Genomic DNA, 19,471 nt, shown 5'->3' with positions numbered 1-19,471 from the left:
TGATGTCTTAAGCGACAGTGATATTATCATATCACAACTCTATTATTATTTCAATATAATAATTTAAGTTTTTTTCTTATCGCTTTTAACTTGAAAAGCTGTCGTTAAAAGCAACTTCCTTATAGTAACACCTCAGATTCACTTATGCAACAAAAAGTTTTACTTTTTTTCAAAATAACTTTTCTACATTACCTTTCTCCAGGAAAAGATCTAATCCCTTTAAGCTTTACCTTATGTATCAAAGAAACGAAAACATTATAATAAAGAAAGAATCTACTATATATAATGGAATATATTTTTAAAGGTTTAAAAAGGCTCCACAGGAAATGATAGTTTTTTTTAATAGAGAGGAAGTTTTTATGGTAGCTGAAATCTTTTCCACGCTTTTCAACGTGATCGTACCGCTCTCTTTACCTGTAATAGCAGGAGCATTGTTATACAGGTTTGGGAAGCTGAAGATCAAACCGCTTTTAAACTTTGCGTTATATTACATAACTCCGTTCTTGATTTTCGATACATTAATGGAGGCACGCTTGTCGCGTGAGGATGTTTATTTGACCCTTCTGTATTCTCTGTTAAATCTGATTATGCTTGCGATTGCAGCGAACTTACTAGGGAAGCTGCTCAAACTGCCAGCCAATGATATCGCTGGGTTAACCTTGATTTCCTCCTTCACCAACGCAGTGAACTATGGAATCCCACTTACCTTGCTCGCTTTTGGTCAGCTGGGTCTCGAAAAGGCATCGGTATACATTGTCATGCAGATGGTTATGATGCATACGTTAGGAATCTTTTTTGCAGCACGTTCTCATTTTACAATCAAGAATGCCGTTAAATCAGTGTTTGCTCTGCCGGCTATTTATGCTGTATTGCTTGCCCTGATGTTTCGCACATTTGATGTAATCCTGCCAAGCGGTCTCACTACTGGGGTTTCCATGATTGCTGAAGCCTACCCGCCCATTGTTCTAGCGGTTTTAGGAGCACAGATGGCCAGCGTAAAAACAGAAAGTATCACCAGAAATACCCGGATTACCTTTTGGTCAGGCATGGGCATGAGATTATTAATTGCTCCGCTCATCGCTTTATTGTGTCTTTACCTATTAGATATTGAGGGAATTATGTTCTCCACTCTATTAGTATTATCCTGTATGCCTGTCGCCATTAACGCCGGCATTCTGGCAGAAAAATTTGACGCCTCACCAAAAGTGTTAACCAAAACCATTCTTTGGACTACTCTATTGTCCTTTTTTATATTACCGATTTTGATTGTTTTGGTTAAATAGAGATCAGCTGTCTCGTAAGCGGAGATTTTCCGGTTAAATGGAGAATGGAGCTTCTTTTGGGGAATATAAGGGGAGGTTTTCCGGTTATTCATAGGAAAAGCCCCCGTTTTCACGTTTTTCGAGTATATAAGCGGAATCTCTCCGTCTATATAAGCCTTTTTTAATAAAAATTACGAATTAGGCGGAGTTTCTCCGTCTATTTATCAGTTCAGGCAGCTCGGAGTTCTTATCCTTTACCTGATCCCCTAACCTAAAGAATACTAAAGAAAATTTATAGCGGATTCGGTTGTGATGTGTAAGAAAACCTTAAAAGTATGAAAACGTCGTTTCCAATAATTGAAGTATTTTAATCTAATCCAAAAATTTGTATTAAAATATAAATATGAAACCATAAGATTATACACAAACCACGAATAACAAATGAGGGGGATTTATATGAATTCATTTATCGAAGTAACTGATGAAAAATCAAAAGAAAAAATACTGATAAACACCTTGTTAATAGTGGATGTACGAGGAAATTGCATAACAACAACCAGTGGTGCCACAACGAAACTAGGTTTTACTAATCACAAATACAAAACTCTAGAAACTTATGAAGAAATAATGAAAAAATTAGGCATGAGATAACTTCCCTATTATAACAAAATCCGGCATACAGACCTTAAATGTCTTAGCTGTCTTTATCTTGATACTAAAAATCTATATCTAAACCATTCAAAATGTTGGATTTATTGAAATGGATGAGAAGAACTGAGATATTTCAAAGATAGATACTTTTTAAACGGACAGAGTAATAGTAAAAAAACAATAGCCGCAATCTATAAATATCTCACATATTAAAAAGAAACTCCCTTCATCATTTGAAGAGAGTTTTTTTGATGCAGCTCTAGGGACATTACATCTCCCGTTCTGCCATTTTTTCCTCATATACTTTTTCAGCAATTCTGCGGATGTAGATTTTTATTCCTAATAAACTAAGTGCCCCTATTAACAAGGCGGAAAGGTTCGGAATAAATATCGTCCAAATGATCGAAAGCAAATAAAAAACATAATAACTCCCAATGGAAAGATTGGTTTCCCTTTCTGTAATGATCCCGCTTTTCAAAAATTCCACATTTATGGCCCGTATATATTTTATCGATAGAATTAGAATAACCCCAACCACTCCAATAAAGATAAAAAGATCCTCCGCTATAAATACAGCAATACAAAAAGCGTAAAACATATAATCTAGTCTTGAAATGGCTTGATTGATTGGCGTTTCATCCAAAGCCTGCCCCATCTTATAAAACAATTTAACTTCCTTCATTAGATCAAACTGGTGATTCTCCAAGATTTCTTTTATTTTGTAGTTTAGTACGTTCGACAGGACAAAGAGGATATTAAAGAGTGCTATGTGCAAAATAATCGTATTCCATTTGATGTGAATCATATGACCAAATGTAAGGAATAGAATAATTCCGCAGCACATGATTCCTGCATTCATATTGGAATAGATCCTGACTGCACGGATTCTTTTATTAAAAGATAGGACAATGTAAAACGTACATAAAAAGATAAATAACCCGATTGTTGCTATAAACAATATTATTTTAAAAATATTGGCATCGGTGGTTCGGTGCGGAATGGCTAGGATAAATAGTAATAGGCAGAGATAATAAACAATATGAAGTCTCATCAATAATTTCATTCATTATTTCCTTTATTTTTAATATGGCTGTCATAAAAGTTTTTAAATAGTAATCATTTTTTACAGATGCTCTTTTTCCTTTAAATGATAGATTAACAAGTAAATGGAAATTAACACCTACTAGGTACATATATTAACTAAACCATTTCAATAGATAAATAGGGATAAGTAACTAATTCCCTTTTTATGGATGGTGAATTCCGGGAAAAATATATTGTGATAATTAGTTTTTCTCAGAAATATTATTGCAATATGACTGCCACGTAAGTAAACGAATTAACACCTCCCTGTTCTTTTTCTCAGAAAATTCTATGTTAAGATTATTTTAAAATTAGCAACCAAAGAACATGGAGGGTAAAAGAATGCTTAAGAAAATAATATCTATTTTAGCAGTTGCTGTACTCTCAGTAACTGTAAGTGCTAATGTGTTCGCAGCATCCATTACGGTGCAAAAAGGGGACACCCTTTGGGCTCTATCACGAGCAAATAACACGTCAGTAGAAAATATCCAAAAGTTAAATAAACTTACTTCAGATCTAATTCATCCTGGGGATATCCTAACCGTAGCCCCTGAAACACGTTATACCGTTGTAAAGGGCGACACATTATGGGATATTGCAATGGACCATGATGTAACTGTTTCTCAATTAATGGACTGGAACAAACTATATAGCGATCTCATCCATCCTGGATTGAATCTCGTAATCTTTGAGGGAGTAAAAGATACTACTATTTCATTAAACGAAACACCAGCTCAGCCTGCAGCAGAAACTAAAGCGGAAAGTGCACCTGCAGTTGAAGCTCCTGCACCTACCCAAGCTGAAAGCGCACCTGCAGTCGAAGCAGCAGCACCGGCTCCGGCAGAAGCTGCACCTGCAGCAGAAGCAGCTGCACCAAGCGGTAAGGAAATCATTGTAGAAGCTACAGCTTACACTGCTTCTTGTGAAGGCTGCTCTGGTATAACAGCCACTGGAATTGACCTATTATCAAACCCAAATCAAAAGGTCATCTCGGTTGACCCATCTGTTATTCCACTCGGCAGTAAAGTGTATGTAGAAGGATACGGGGAAGCAATTGCTGGAGATACCGGCGGAGCTATTAAAGGGAATAAAATCGACATCTTTATCCCTTCTAAACAAGATGCAATCAATTTTGGAAGACAACAGGTAAAGGTAACAATTTTAGACTAAATAATATAAAAAACGTGCAGAGCCTGAAGACTCTGCACGTTTTTATTATCTATTTATGGCTTTCCTGCGTGATACTGCATAAAAGGCTGCTCCTAAGACTACTAGACCAACACCCGCTAGTAACAAATTAAAACTATTGGTTGCTGTGTTTGGAAGGCGTCCTGTTTTTGATGTTTCTTTGGTATCTGGTGTTGAGCCATTTTCCGTTACTTTGCCTGGGGCAGTTTCTTGATCTGTTGGATTCTTACCTTCTTCAACAGCTCCATCACCCGGCTCCTCAGGGTTTTGTTCAGGATTTTCTTCTGGGGTTTCACCAGGATTTTCACCAGGTGTTTCTCCTGGGGTTTCGCCAGGATTCTCCTGTACCGCTGCTGTCTTTACAATAGCAGTTCCATAAGCAAAGCGTTCCAAGTCCACACTCAGACCCATGATTTCAATACTATACTCTGTATCTGGTTGAAGATCATTTAAATTGTAGGAAGTACCATTAAAATCGGTTGCGACTTCCTCTCCATCAACAACTATATAGTAGAGGAAATCCCGATAGTCATCCACCGTTACTGGAACCCAGCTAATCTCAATGGAATTCTCACTCACTTTATTAACGGAAATATCAAGATATTCATAATTAACCATAACCCCATTGTCTTCTAGTGCCCGAATTACCATTTGCGCCTCAGAACCTTCACTAAAATCTAATGGATTCTTCATTAGTAAAACATATTGCAGGTTATCTAATGTTAGCAAGCTGGAAATATCCTCAATTTCATTATAGCCGATATTAAGATATTCAAGATTTAAACCAGTTAACGGTTTAATATCTTGGATTTTATTCCCTTGTAAGGACAACATGTTAAGCTTTGTAAAAGCAGATAGAATACTAATATCTTTTAGTTCATTATTATCCAGCAATAAAGCTTCTAGATTTGTTAAAGGTGCTAAACTCGTAAGGTCTGACAATTTATTATTACTAATTGATAATAAGTATAAATTGGTTAATCCAGCGATTGGCTCCAGATTCTGAACCGAATTTGAATCCAAGTGCAATTCCATCAGATTAACCGCTGTCTCTAATCCATCAAGCTCACGAATCCCGCGATCACTTGCTTCTAAGCTTGTTAACATGGTCATATCACTCTCGTAGAGATCACGGGAGTAAAGATGCAGGGCATCACGTACCGCTTCTTTTAGCGCTGCGTCTTTAAACTGAACAACCTCACCCTCTGGTACTGGCGGAGTTGTTAAGTACGTGAACGCGCTGCCCCAAATCGAACCGTCTTGATCAACAGCGTCTACTGTAATCTCATAATCCGTTAACGGGTCAAGATTTGAAAACTCGTATTCTGTCTCGCTAGCTGGAATTTCTGCCACTAGCTCACCATCAAGGTAGAGTTGATAGTTGCTAATGAAGTCCGCGAGTCCAGGGAAAACAAGTTCAATTCCAACCTTCGATTCCGTTGCTTCCTTAATGAGAATTTCATTGCTGTCTAACAGCCATTCTACACTAACACCTGCTGTGATAAGGCTTTTCAACACTTCAGCATCCTTGGAACCTTTGGTGAAATCAAGGCCCTCGTTTCCGTATAGCGTCACACTGGAGAGCTTCGGGAACTCTTTTAAAATCTGAATATCTTCAATTTGATTAAAAGCTAAGAACAGAGTTTCCAGGTTTTTTAACCCACGTAAATCATCTAAACTCGTAATCATATTTTCATCTAAATCTAGAAACACTAGATTTGTCAGGTTTTTAAGTGCTGACAGATTTTCTATTTGATTGCCATAAAGCATCAGGTCAACCAGATTGACTGCGAATTCAAGACCTGTTAAATCATGAATTTCTGAATAGCTTGCGTCAAGGAAAGTTAAGCTTTCCATATCATCGGTATAAATGTCGCGATGATCAATATTCAACTGCCTTTTGATTGCATTTTTTAGGTTGTCATCGTCAAAAACAACTACTTCCCCTTTTGGAACAGGTGATGTAGTGACATCCGCACTCAGTGTTTCTATGGTTCCATCCTTGTAGACATACTCTACTTTTACCTGATAGAACGTTTCAGGCGATAACCCGACAGCACTGTAATACGTCGTGAATGGATCGTCGATAGTTTCAACGAGCTCGTCATTTAGATAAACAAGGTATTTTTCTACTTCCTCGGTATTATACGGCTCATCCCAGCCCATTGTTATTGACTGATCATTTACCGCTTCAATTTTTATGGCTTTTTTTATTGCAAGTTTTTCATCTGGTAACACCATTTCAACAGGGGTTGTTACATAATCCTTCCCACTCTCAATGGTGAACTCCTGAAAAATTTCTTCTTCAGTCGAGTAGTTGTACGTTCCCAAACGATAAGTTCCAATCGGAAGTTCAAGGTCACGGGATTCAGAATCATAGTCTACGAAAAAGCCATCCTCATCCAGGTAACCATAATAACTAATTTCAGCTGTCTCATCGCTAATTCCTTCAACGGAAAAATCTAAAGCCCAAGGGATATTTCCTTGATCCGACACTACTTTGATATTGGTCGTGACGACCTCTACTTCAGCTTCATCGGATGCTGCCAATTTGGTTTGAGTGTCTTCATCTACTTCTTCTGCTGCCTCTGCTGCTTCTCCAACAAAAGTAAGTTCAAATGGAGCACTTACTAGTTTTTCACCTGTTGCTGAGTTTGCAGTAATTTCATATGTATATGCGGCATTCTTTTCAACATTTTGGTCTTCATACGAATACCTTTTAACATCATCTTCTGCTGATTCTTGCAGCGGAACTGGCTCAATATCGAGTATTTCACCATTTTTTATTAATTGATAGTTTGTAAGTTCTTCTTCCTTGTCGTTCACCACTTCCCAAACAATAACAGTGGATTCCTGTTTCTCTGTCACATCTAGTATTTGCAGCCCTGCCGAAGCATAGGTTTTTAAACTAGTAAAAGGGTTAAACAGAGAAAATAGTAATACTAGAACGATAGTCAGATTCGTCCATTTTCGATTATGCAAACTGCTCTCTCCTTACTATAAAGTTATCCTAACCAAGCAATTATATATCGAAAACGTGCCATTTGATATATGATTTTTCAAAATTTTTACATATTTCGCTAAGCTAAATATAATTTTACGATATGTTTACTTTTATTGTTACCGAACTACTGCTGTTGCGTAATTTTCAGGCATAATTCAGCTGCTATTGTTACCTAATTTCTGCTCCTGCACGATTTTCGGGCACAATCCTCACACTATTGTTACCCAATTTCCACTCCTTCCCGAATTTCGGGCACAACCCAACACCCAGCCTGATTTGGATACAAAAAAGCCTGACCCCAATAAGAGGCCAGGCTAATGTTTTGAGGCAGCTGTCCGCCTGAGGTGGACAGTGTCCACGAGCGGTGACAGGCACCGAAACAGATTCTAAACAGCGCAACGGTGACAGCACCGAAGCTGCCTATCTCTTCTTCTCAAGTATCCGAACTTCATACGTTTCCAAAGTAAGGTCCCCGCTCACTTCTTCGCCAGTCACTAGGTCTCGCACTGGTGTTTCAATCACTACCGGCTGTTGTTGTTCGGTGAAGTTCATGATAAAGATGTAATCACTTTCGACACCTTGTCTAGCTTGTACTGAAACTCCCTGTTCGTGTTTCACTTTAAACACGGGTTCAAGTGACAGTTCATTGATTAATTGCTGATAGAAATCCCGGTGGAACTGATCTTCTAAACGGCCGCCGATATAGTAGGCTTTTCCGCCTTGATATTCATTTACTGTTACCGCTGGTGTCCCTTTGTAGAAATCATCTTCATAGGTCGCTTCAACGGAACCTGTTCCAACCTTAATCACCGTTGCATAGTCTTTTAACTCATAAGACTGATTGCGGTACATCACTGAATTCCGGTCAGAAGGATAGTACGTATCAGTTTCTACAGGGTTGATGCCGAAGATTTCTTGCAAATCCTTATGCCAGCCGCCCAGATAGGTTAAATCATGTTCATTGACAATACCGCTGATATACGTTGTGACTAACCTGCCGCCGCCGGCAACAAAGCTCTTCAAACGGGCAATGGTTTCTTCACTCATTAAATAAAGCATCGGGATAATCAATAATTTATATGAACTAAAATCCTGTTCCTTGGTGATGACATCAACAGGAATATCCTGTTCCCAGAAAGTGCGGTAATGCTGTACCAAGGTTTGCGGATAGCGCTTTGTCTCCAAACCGTATCCTTGTGCATCATTTAATGCCCAGTTACTTTCCCAATCATAGAGAATACCCACGTCACTTGGACGGTTCGTTCCAACAATCTCACCCAATTTTTCAAGTGTCTGACCCACTTCTGCCACTTCCTGGAACACACGGTTATCTGTACTATTGTCATGGTCCACAACGGCACCATGGAATTTCTCAGATGACCCGCGGGATTTCCGCCACTGGAAGTAAAGGATGCTGTCCGAGCCATGCGCCACCATTTGCATCGAAGCAAGCTTATGCATGCCTGGTCGTTTCGCTTTATTCACAGGATGCCAGTTCACCATGCTTGGAGTGGATTCCATTAGCAAAAACGGCTGTTGCTTTAAACTGCGGTACAAATCGTCAATAAAACCAACGCGCATCGCCAAATCTGCCGTGCTCTCCCAATCATTATGCCAAGCAGGATAAGCATCCCAGCTGATCACATCCAGGTGCTTCGCAAATTTGCTGTAATCAAGCGCTTGAAATGGGATTAACTCATGTGTGTCTGCCATAAAGTTTGTCGTAATCGGAACATCTGGCGTTAGTTTCCTAATCGGTACAATTTCATTCTCATAGAAATCAATCGTTTGCTCCGTAATAAATCGGCGCCAATCAAGATTTAATCCGTGAACCATGCTTTCTCCAATCGACGAAGGCGATTCAATTTGAGACCAATCTGTGAATGTATGACTCCAGAACGGCCCCCACCATGCATCATTCAGGGATTTTATATCGTTATTGTATTTCTTTTTCAACCAGCTTCTAAAAGCATCTTGGCAAAGATCGCAATGACATTCGCCGCCATACTCATTAGAAATATGCCACATCAATAACGCCGGATGATTGCCATAGCGCTCTGCCAGCAGCGTGTTAATCTTCTGAGTTTTTTCACGGTAAACAGGTGATGTAAAACAGTGATTATGCCGTCCGCCATGCAGCTGCTTCACTCTAGCCACATTCACGCGAAGAACTTCAGGGTATTTGTGAGACATCCAAGCAGGACGAGCCCCGCTTGGTGTCGCCAAAATCACTCGGCCATCAATACTATAGATGTCATCAATCACCTTATCAAGCCATTCAAAGTTGTAGACGCCTTCTTCCGGTTCTAACGCCGCCCATGCAAAAATTCCAACCGAGAACGTATTCGTATGGGACAGCTTCATTAATTTAATATCATCTTCCAAAATATCAGGACGGTCCAGCCATTGGTCCGGATTGTAGTCTCCGCCATGAAGCATAAAGTCTGCTTTTGTCACGTAAGTTTTTTCATGTTTAGACATAATAATCTCCTTTTAAAAACTAAAGATTCCTTCTTAGGGCAAATCCTTTTGTTACCTTTAAAGTTTTGTTTTTAAGGTCTATTGGTTTAGGACAAATCTGATTCCTTCCTCGGGAGATCTGTCTTTTATCAAGGTTCTTAAGGACAAATCTGATTCCTTACTCGGGAGATTCGTCCTTCATTAGGGTTCTTAAGGACAAATCTGATTCCTTCCTTGAGAGATTCGTCCTTCATCAAGGTTCTTAAGGACAAATCTGATTCCTCCCTCGGGAGATTCGTCCTTCATCAGGGTTCTTAAGGACAAATCTGATTCCTCCCTCGGGAGATTCGTCCTTCATCAAGGTTCTTAAGGACAAATCTGATTCCGCACTCGGGAGATTTGTCCTTCATCAAGGTTCTTAAGGACAAATCTTCTTCCGCACTCGGGAGATTCGTCCTTCATTAGGGTTCTTAAGGACAAATCTGATTCCTCCCTCGGGAGATTCGTCCTTCATCAGGGTTCTTAAGGACAAATCTTCTTCCGCACTCGGGAGATTTGTCCTTCATCAAGGTTCTTAAGGACAAATCTGATTCCTTCCTCGGGAGATTCGTCCTTCATCAGGGTTCTCAAGGACAAAATTAACCCTTCGTTCCACCTGCAGTCAATCCAGATACAAATTGCTTTTGTAAAAGCAAGAAGGTAATCGCAATCGGAATACTAATTAAAATCGCACCCGCCGCAAAGGTTGTATAGCTCGCACCCATTACATCATTGACTAATTTATATAATCCAATTGGGAGCGTGAAAGAATCAGGTGTTCTGAGAATAACCGAGGATAAGACGAAATCCCCAAGCGGACCTGTGAATCCGTTCATCGCCACAACCGCTAACATCGGTCTTGATAAAGGCAGGATAATCTGCCAAAAGATCCTTGTGTTGCTTGCGCCGTCAATCTTCGCACTTTCATCCAGGTCCATCGGAATGGAATCCATATAGCCCTTCATGAGATAGGTATTCATCGGAATTTGTCCGCCGATATAAAGAAGGATTAATAACCAATGGCTGTTCATCATTCCTAACAGCTGCGCTAAAACGAATAGTGCAATTAACGCCGCAAATTGCGGGATCATTTGAAGTAACAAAAACAGCATTAATGCATTTTTTCTTCCTTTAAAACGAAAACGCGAAAAGGCATAGGCAGTAAAAGATACCGTAATCATTGTCCCTAGCATGGTAAATAGGCTTATTTTTAAAGAGTTCCAATACCATCTGCCATATTGAAGACTCTCTTTTCCTGCAAATAACTCTTTATAGTGCTCAAGTGTTGGATTTTCCGGGATAATCGAGGTACTGATCAAACTGTTCCCTGGATTAAAGCTTGCCCCTACAGTCCAAAGCAAAGGATAAATAATTAGGACAGTCATAAAAAGCAAAAGGCCATAGGTAAAAAATAGACGGACGAGCCGGTTCGTTTTCATTGTTGTCTGCATTTTTTACGCCCCCTCTTTAAATGAATTTGTACGTCTGAATTGCCATAAGGCGATACCGATTACGAAAATCGATAACAAAATCGTTAAGGCTGCTGCCAGTGAGTATTGACTTGATTGCATCGTCAATTTGTAGATCCACGACACCAGAATATCGGTTCCGCCGGCTGTTGAGCCTGCAACAGCAGGACCGCCGCCATTGAATAGATAAATAATATTAAAGTTGTTAAAGTTAAAGGTAAACTGAGTAATAATGATCGGTGCCATTGCAATTAAAATCATTGGCAGAGTGATGTTTTTAAATTTAGCAAATATGGATGCGCCATCAATTGTAGCAGCTTCATATAAATCCTCAGGAATCGACTGGAGGACACCTGTTGTTACGATGAAAATATATGGGAATCCAAGCCAGCCCTGCATAAGAATAAGTGCTACTCTTGCCCACTTTTCATCGGTCATCCAAGGAATCGGATCCATACCGAAGAATGCTAGAATATCATTGTTAATTGCACCAAAACTATCATTAAATAGTCCAGCGAAAATCAGGATGGTGACAAAGCCAGGTACTGCCCATGGTAAAACCAAAATCGTACGGAAAAATTTCTTAAAGCGCACTTCCTTTTGGTTGACCACAATCGCTAAGAATACACCGAGACCCACTTGAAGCGAGGAAGCAACCAGCGTCCAAATTACCGTCCATGCTAAAACATCAAAGAATGTGGAACGCCAAATATCAACAGTGAAGATTTCAGCAAACGTCTCAAGCCCAACCCAATCCGCCAGGTTTGCTGGTGGCGAATGGTATAAGTCATAATTGGTAAACGCTAACGCGAAACTAAATAGAATAGGAAAGATTACCGCAAAAATTAACAGGAACAATGATGGACCACTAATTAGGTAAGGATATCCTTGGCCAATTAAATTTTGATACTCACTCTTTAATGAAGTAACAGGGAAATTTTCATCTCGCAGTTTCCCATTATTATAAGCATCTTTAAGATTCCAATAATAAATACCTAGTCCAAATGCAGTTACTATTAAAGCAATAATCCCTTCTGCTAGAAGAAAGATGGAGTTATCCCTTGGCACTTGTGTACCGAGGGTAAATAATCCCCAAAACCCCATATTTAAGAGATCCCCAAATGCCACAAAAAACGAAGCTGCCAGGATAAGGAATACGAGACCCTTCACCCATTGCTTATTGTAAAACTGTCCGAGTCCAGGAATGATGGATAACAGCGGGGCTATCGTACGATGCTGCACTTTCTTCACCTCTTTATATAGATGACCATTAAATTGAAGGGTTTAATGGTTCTGCAATTCGAATTCATATAAAAAATATGGTGTCAAACATAATTAGCGTTTGACACCATTATTGATTACTAATTATTTTCCGCTATGTTTTGCTTCAATTTGGCCTTTAATGGTTTCTACCGCTTGGTCTAATGCAGCTTTTGGTTCTGCTTTACCTGTTGCGATTGTTTGTAATGCTGAGTCTGCAGGTGCCCATACTTCATTCATTTGAGGAATATTAGGCATTAGGACAGAGAATTTAGATTGCTCAGCAACTGCTTTTGCTGCTGGACTTTCTGTAACAACTGGATCACTAGCTAAAGATGCTACAGCAGGAACTTCTTGTGTAATCTCATATCGCTTTTTAGAGTTCTCTTCGTTTGAAATGAATTCAACAAACTTTTCAGCCAGCTCCGGATTCTTAGAATAAGAGCTTACGTTGTAGCTTTTTACACCAATGAATGCTGCCATGTTCTTACCGTTAGATAGCTCAGGTAACTTTTGTACACCAAAGTTTACGCCAGCTTTTGTAAATGGCTCGATGTTCCATGGACCAGAAATGATCGCAGCCGCTTTTCCTTCAGTGAATAGTGATTCAATTACATTAATACCTTGTTCACCCACGATACCCGCTGGGAATAAACCTTCTTTATAGAACTTCTGGATATATTTCGCACCTTCAACAGCACCAGCATTGTTGATTCCGATATCTTTTGGATCGTAGCTTCCATCATCTTCTTGACCAAAGATGTAGCCGCCATATCCGCTTAATACGCTGTTCGCGTAGTAAATTTGATCAAATAACGCTAAGAAACCAAACTTTTCGCCATTGGCAACACCTTTAGAATAGTCATACCAACCTTCAAGTGTAGTAGGGAGCTTGTCCTCAGTAATTAGATCCTTATTGTAGAAAAGCATGGTTGTTTCTACTGCCTTTGGCAGACCGTAAACTTTACCTTCTACTTTTTGTGCATCCATTGCTGCTTCTGTATAGATACCTTGAGTAGCATCATCTACATCTAGTTCTTTGATTAATCCTTCTGTAACAGCAGTACCAATCTGGTCACTTGGCATCGTTAGAACGTCTGGGCCTGTACCAGCTGGTCCATCAAGACGCAAGTCTTCAATTTGTTTTGTATATTGTTTTTCTACCATTTTTACCTTTACATTGTTTTCTTGTTCAAATTTGGCGATGGCATCTTTGATTCCTTCACCCTTCATAATATCTTCCCAAACGAGTAACTCATTTGATTTATTGGCCTCATTTTTGTTACCGCTTTCTTTCGTATCATCATCCTGCGGGCCACAAGCTGCTAAAGATAAACTTAAAGCTACACCACTCATAACGCTAAAGTATTTTTTAAACTTTTTCATGGATGTACATCCTCTCAACAGATATTTTGTTGTTCTTTGCCATGCACTTTTTTGAAAGCGTTTCATTAAATCAAATATATCATCACATTAGGAAAATTGTAAACAATTTCTTTACCAAATTCGGTAAATATTTTTACGAAATTATTAACTCTTCAGTAAATCAATTTGTACTCTTTCTAACCACCAGTTCACAGCCAATATATAAGGTTTTGACGAGTTTCCGTTTTTCTACCACTTGTTCAAGCAATAACTGAATAGCATTCTTACATATTTCCCTCATATCAATGTGGAACGTAGTAAGCGGCGGAGCCACATACTTTGCCACACTAATGTTGTTAATGCTGACAATATTCACCCGGTTCGGTATCGCAATACCATGTTCATTTAACGCTTGCAGACAGCCTACAGCTATCGGGTCTGCAGCAATAAAGAATGCCGTTGGCAATTGATCCCCCAGCTGCTTTATAGCCTTCTTCATCAATGAATAGCCCGTATCAACCGAAAATCCCCTGCCATGAAAAACATATTGATCCTTAAGTAACCCTTTTTTCTCCATATACCTGCGAAATACGCGTTCACGCAAATCCATTTCATCCATATCAGTGTTCGGATTATGATACGTACCGCCAATAAAACCAATCTCTGTATGCCCTTTTTCCATTAGGAAATCGACCGTTTTTCTAGTAATTTGCGGCAGATCCGGCCTGACTGAGTCAAAATGATTCGGGTCAGGTGAAGTATCTAGAAAGACTCCATTGGATGTAATACTCCTCAAATATGCGAGCTCTTTGTCTGAAAACGTACCGACAGCAATGAATCCTTCAATCGAATCGGGGATTTGGTGAATACCATCGCTAATTTTGTAGGTAATCATTTCTACATTGAATAGCCTTGCCATTTTTTCTAACTCAATGCGCATTGTTTTGAAATAAACATCCTCTAATTCTTCTATATCTGTTAACCAATATAAAAAGGCAATATTTTTAACGAGGAGCCTCAGTGTTTTCTTGCGGTAATTCAGTTCTTCTGCCACTTCGTAAATTCTTTCGCGCGTTTCATCCGAAACCGAAAGGCTTTGATCATTGTTGAGAACCCGGGAAACCGTAGATGTAGAATAACCCGCCTTTTTGGCTATATCCTTTATTGTGGCCATAACAAAACCTCCATATGATTTCTCATTCATTACTAACTAAAGATTAATGAATTTTAGTAAATTAATTTACTAAAATTCTACTTCATTTTATTTATAGATTCAATAGCCTTTTTGTGGTTGATGGTAATAAGAAGCATTTGTGTGGTCATGTTCACACTGCATTAATAATTTTTAGGAAAAAGCATGGTGAACAGATTGAGGGGAGATGTAGTTTATTTTTTCGCCAACAGCGAGATTTTTTGCTGTCCTTTTTTGTATTAGTTCCCTCTGTATCAACCAAATATCCCCCCTTTTTTTCAATCCCTGCCGCTCCAAATCCATCTAAATAAAAATTTCCATTTTATTTACATAATACGACAAAGATTTCACTATTCAATCTAGTAAAATAGGAGTATATTAGGAAAGATTATATAGCATTTCTGAACATCAACTTATGGACTTTGAAATGCTGGGTGTAAAGGTATGCGGGGGGATTTACATGGAAAATGCGATTCAAGAATCACGGGTAGACATATCAAAGGGAAATTCTTTTAAAAAGTTTAAGAATTGGAAGTTCATTACAGCTGGGGTCATCATTGTAATAGCACTTATTTGTGGCGCATTGAGCTTCTACCAGGCCACTCACTTCAATTCGAAGGTTAAGATTAACGGCATTGAGGTTGGCGGCTTAACTGCAGATAAAGCACTTGAAAAGTTAGAAACAACCGTTTTAAGTAACGTTGTTTATATTGGAGATCAACAAATTATTGATGGAAAAGATACTTCCTTAGGCTTTACTAAAAGTGATCTGCCTGAAGTTAAAAAACTCCTAAAAAATCAGTGGACATTTATTCCTACAGCTGATTCAAAAGAGTTTTCATTAACGCCAAGCGAGCCCGATCCATATCGCACTGGGAGCTTGAAAGAGGAACTAGAACAAAAACTGATTTCCATGAACCAGAATTTAAAAGCTCCTACAGATTCCCAGGTCAAACTGGAACAAGGTCAAATTGTGGTTACAAAAGGTGTAATCGGAGAGCAATATGATGTAGAGGGGTTGCTTGAGGACTTTCAGAGTCAGAAATTTACGAGTGAGATTCATTTAAACCCTGTACTTTTACAGCCGCTTACGGAGGAAAGTACAGAGATTGTAGATCAAAAGAAAAAGCTGGAAGCATTGCTTCAGCATACGGTGGAATATAAGGTACAGGATAAAGTACATTCTTTAAAGGGCAGTGACTTGATTAAGAATGCCTCAGTGACAAAGGATTTGACTGTTACGATAGACCCAGGCATCCTAAAAGAGAAAATCGCTGAAATTAATAACACTCAATCAACGTTAGGCAAAAATTTCTCCTTTAAGACTCATTCAGGGGCCGTGGTATCGGTTAAGGGTCAAGGGTATGGCTGGGCGCTTGATGTCGATAAGGAAGCCGCACTGGTTCAAGCAGCTTTTGAAAAAGGAGAGAAGGCAATCGCCGCTTCTAATATTCGTGGAAATGGCTGGAGCGGTGAGGGCTATGGCTATGAAACGCTGGCAAACAACGGTATTGGCGGTACGTATGCTGAAATATCGATTGCCGAACAGCGAATCTGGCTTTACAGAGATGGACAATTAGTATTAACGACGAATGTGGTCACCGGTAAACATAGTACCGGCGAAGATACTTCACCTGGGGTATGGTATGTTCTCTTTAAACGAACACCTTATACCCTTAAGGGCAGTGCTGTCGGCAAACCGGATTATTCCGTTGAAGTCGATTATTGGGCGCCATTTACGAACAGCGGCCAAGGATTCCACGACGCCGGCTGGAGAACAAATTGGAACAGCAATGCTTATCTCACCCAAGGATCAGGCGGCTGTGTCAACGTTTCTCCAAGTATGATGAAAGCCGTGTATGATAACCTCAGCGTGTATCAACCCGTTGTTGTATATTAGAAAACATCAATCAGGGAATCTAATGATTTCCTGATTTTTTTCTGTAAAAATACCACTATAGAAATGGTGGTTCATTATTAATTCTACAAGCTTGGACTTGGGAATACCTTAATAACAGCAGGTGATGGATGCTGCTTTTTACATTGGAACAAAAAGGGTGAGTACTCTATGTTTTGGAATAGGAATAGTAAGGACCGCCTCTTACCCGTCATTACTAGAGTTAGAAATACGCGAAGCCTATCCTTTAAACTGGTGGTTTCTGCGTTAATGGGATTAATTGCTGCCATATTGCAGAGTGCAGGTGGAATCATCCCTGGGATTGGGATGCTTATCAGCCCTCTTGCCACTGCCCCAATCATCATAAGCATGTTAATCTACCCCGCCTATGGATTATTAAGCTATTTTCTAACTATCTTTCTATTACTGCTCATACAGCCTTCAGAACTTATTGTCTTCCCCTTTACAACAGGTGCCATGGGAATTGGAATCGGCTTGGGATTATTACTTTTTAACAAGGTATGGAAAGTGGTATCCCTTTCAAGTTTATTTCTAACCACAGGGATATGCCTCCTACTCTATATCATTCAATTCCCTATCCTAGGGCCGCTCTTCATGGAAATCAGCATAATCAACATCCTCATGATCTACCTCTTTTCACTGCTCTATTGCTGGATGTGGACCGGGACCGTGGGGACGGTTCTCGCGGTCTTTTTTCCTCGTGACCATAGGTGACCGTGACCAGGTGACCATAGGGACGGTTCCGATGGTCTTTTTTTCTTGGGATGACCATCGGTGGGGTGACCACAGGAACCGTCCCTGTGGTCTTTCCCATGGGTACAAAAGAAATGTGACCAGGAGAACCGTCCCCGCGCCCCCATCGCATTTTTTCGTGAAAAAAGGAGAAAATAGGAAAAAGGCAGTTTGAAAGGGGCTTATTATGAAGGCAGCAGATTTACTTGTTCAGTGCTTAGAAAATGAGGGTGTTGAGTATGTTTTTGGCATTATGGGAAAGGAAACGCTGGATTTGATGGATTCATTGTCTAAATCCAAACAAATTCAGTTTGTGAATGTTCGTCATGAACAAGGAGCCGCTTTTATGGCGGATGTATATGGTCGATTGACAAGAAAACCGGGCATTTGTTTAGCGACATTAGGTCCCGGGGCAGCAAATCTTTTGACCGGTATAGCCAGTGCCACTCTTGATCATTCACCAGTTGTGGCGATTACAGGACAAGCAGGCATAGAGCGGCAGTATCTTGAATCCCACCAATATATAGATATCGTTCGATCCTTCGAACCTGCCACCAAGTGGAGTGTTCAAGTTAAGGACCCAAACACCCTATCTGCCATTATTCGAAAAGCGTTTAGAGTCGCACAAAGTGAAAAGCCGGGCGGTGTTTTAATCGAATTACCTGAGAACCTAGCTTCTCAAATCATTACAACCCAGCCATTACCTGTCACACCTATTCCAAAAAGCATACCTATCACACAAGCAATCGTGAATGCTTTGACGCTAATAAATCAGAGCAAAAAACCAGTTGTCATAGTAGGTAACGGTGTTATAAGGCAGGATGCAGCGGCAGAACTGCTCGAATTTGTCGTGAACCTGCAAGCACCTGTGATCCATAGTTTTATGGCAAAAGGAATTTTACCAAAAAACCATCTGCTAAATTACTTTACCTTTGGTTTTAACAAAGACGATGAAGCACTTCCACTCATAGAGGAAGCTGATTTATTACTTGTGGTAGGTTTTGATTTTGTTGAAAAACTCCCAAAGGACTGGAATAAAAAGAGCATCCCCATTTTACATATTGATCCATTGCCAGCCGAAATGGACGAGCACTACCCTGTTAGAGGAGAATTGGCTGGTGATTTAAAGGAGACGTTCCTGCTCCTAAATAAACTGGATATCCCTGCTAAGCCATGGGTTCCGAACGGGAATTTAAAAGAACGGATTGAGACAGCTTACCAACTTCATTTAGACATAAAAGGAAATCAATCTTTATCGATTGAAAATGTTTTAACGGTTATCGAAGGACTAACAACGGAAAAGACAATCGTCGTTTCAGATGTCGGTGCCCATAAGGTATCCATTGCACGTACCTTTCAGCCAAACCAAGCCGGCACCCTTATTCTCTCCAATGGATTAGCCTCAATGGGAATTGCCCTTCCCGGTGCCATTGGTGCTAAACTAGCCTGCGGTGATGCTCCAGTTATTTGTATTACCGGGGATGGCGGCGCCTTAATGAATATTTCAGAATTAGAGACCGCAAAGCGATTAGGCCTGTCGTTTGTTTTGATTGTTTTAAATAACTCTGGGCTGAAACTAGAAGAACAAATGATGCAAGAAAAGTTCAGTCATAGCTTCGGTACAGACTTTGGAAACCCTGACTTTGTACAGCTGGCAGAAAGCTTTGGTATCAAGGGCTTCAGACCGACTCACTTAAGTGAATTTGAAGAAGTTTTGAAGGCTTCATTAAATCAGACAAATGAAATTACACTGATTGAGGTTATCCAAGATTAGAGGAATGACCGCGGGGACGGTTCTCGCGGTCTTTTTTCACTTTGTTGTTAGATACTAGGCAGTGATGGAATACC

General features: G+C 39.8%; 13 protein-coding genes. 6 read left to right on the top strand and 7 right to left on the bottom strand.

Annotation, left to right across the window (positions count from 1 at the left end):
• The first annotated feature begins 359 nt into the window (after positions 1-359).
• Complete coding sequence (locus SFC47_RS24370; RefSeq protein ID WP_411257155.1) at positions 360-1,283, top strand: AEC family transporter; 924 nt, start codon at positions 360-362, stop codon at positions 1,281-1,283.
• A gap of 435 nt (positions 1,284-1,718) precedes the next feature.
• Positions 1,719-1,913, top strand: coding sequence for a hypothetical protein (locus SFC47_RS24365; protein WP_411257154.1), 195 nt, complete (start codon positions 1,719-1,721; stop codon positions 1,911-1,913).
• A gap of 268 nt (positions 1,914-2,181) precedes the next feature.
• Here the strand turns inward: SFC47_RS24365 and SFC47_RS24360 are convergent, their stop codons facing one another.
• A complete protein-coding gene (locus tag SFC47_RS24360) occupies positions 2,182-2,976 on the bottom strand; it encodes a hypothetical protein (RefSeq protein ID WP_411257153.1) in 795 nt (264 codons plus the stop codon).
• A 362-nt stretch (positions 2,977-3,338) separates the two neighbouring features.
• Between SFC47_RS24360 and SFC47_RS24355 the strand changes: the two genes are divergently transcribed.
• Complete coding sequence (locus SFC47_RS24355) at positions 3,339-4,166, top strand: LysM peptidoglycan-binding and 3D domain-containing protein (protein ID WP_411257152.1); 828 nt, start codon at positions 3,339-3,341, stop codon at positions 4,164-4,166.
• Positions 4,167-4,211: 45 nt separating this feature from the next.
• Here the strand turns inward: SFC47_RS24355 and SFC47_RS24350 are convergent, their stop codons facing one another.
• From SFC47_RS24350 to ganR, 6 genes are all read right to left on the bottom strand, one after another.
• Positions 4,212-7,166 (bottom strand): leucine-rich repeat domain-containing protein, encoded by a 2,955-nt coding sequence (locus tag SFC47_RS24350; RefSeq protein ID WP_411257151.1) that lies wholly within the window; start codon positions 7,164-7,166, stop codon positions 4,212-4,214.
• A gap of 442 nt (positions 7,167-7,608) precedes the next feature.
• Positions 7,609-9,672: a beta-galactosidase GanA gene (gene ganA, locus SFC47_RS24345; RefSeq protein ID WP_411257156.1), complete on the bottom strand. Its 2,064-nt coding sequence runs from the start codon at positions 9,670-9,672 to the stop codon at positions 7,609-7,611.
• Positions 9,673-10,286: 614 nt separating this feature from the next.
• Positions 10,287-11,138, bottom strand: coding sequence for a galactooligosaccharide ABC transporter permease GanQ (ganQ, locus tag SFC47_RS24340; RefSeq protein ID WP_411257150.1), 852 nt, complete (start codon positions 11,136-11,138; stop codon positions 10,287-10,289).
• A gap of 3 nt (positions 11,139-11,141) precedes the next feature.
• Entirely contained in the window at positions 11,142-12,398 is a 1,257-nt protein-coding gene (gene ganP, locus SFC47_RS24335; protein WP_411257149.1) for a galactooligosaccharide ABC transporter permease GanP, read from the bottom strand.
• Between the two features lie 123 nt (positions 12,399-12,521).
• On the bottom strand, positions 12,522-13,802 hold the full coding sequence (gene ganS, locus SFC47_RS24330) for an arabinogalactan oligomer ABC transporter substrate-binding protein GanS (RefSeq protein ID WP_411257148.1): 1,281 nt from the start codon (positions 13,800-13,802) through the stop codon (positions 12,522-12,524).
• 160 nt (positions 13,803-13,962) lie between these two features.
• A complete protein-coding gene (ganR, locus tag SFC47_RS24325) occupies positions 13,963-14,955 on the bottom strand; it encodes a galactan degradation operon transcriptional regulator GanR (RefSeq protein WP_411257147.1) in 993 nt (330 codons plus the stop codon).
• A 478-nt stretch (positions 14,956-15,433) separates the two neighbouring features.
• Here ganR and SFC47_RS24320 point away from each other — a divergent pair, with 478 nt between their 5' ends.
• From SFC47_RS24320 to SFC47_RS24310, 3 genes are all read left to right on the top strand, one after another.
• A complete protein-coding gene (locus tag SFC47_RS24320) occupies positions 15,434-16,873 on the top strand; it encodes a L,D-transpeptidase family protein (protein WP_411257146.1) in 1,440 nt (479 codons plus the stop codon).
• Between the two features lie 168 nt (positions 16,874-17,041).
• Entirely contained in the window at positions 17,042-17,605 is a 564-nt protein-coding gene (locus SFC47_RS24315; RefSeq protein ID WP_411257145.1) for a hypothetical protein, read from the top strand.
• A 205-nt stretch (positions 17,606-17,810) separates the two neighbouring features.
• Positions 17,811-19,397 (top strand): acetolactate synthase large subunit, encoded by a 1,587-nt coding sequence (locus SFC47_RS24310; RefSeq protein WP_411257144.1) that lies wholly within the window; start codon positions 17,811-17,813, stop codon positions 19,395-19,397.
• Positions 19,398-19,471 lie beyond the last annotated feature (74 nt).

The sequence above is a fragment of the Neobacillus niacini genome, from assembly GCF_046591715.1.
GTDB lineage: Bacteria > Bacillota > Bacilli > Bacillales > Cytobacillaceae > Neobacillus > Neobacillus niacini_L.
Note: the sequence above shows the minus strand (reverse complement) of the source record. Positions and strands in the feature narration are given on the sequence as shown.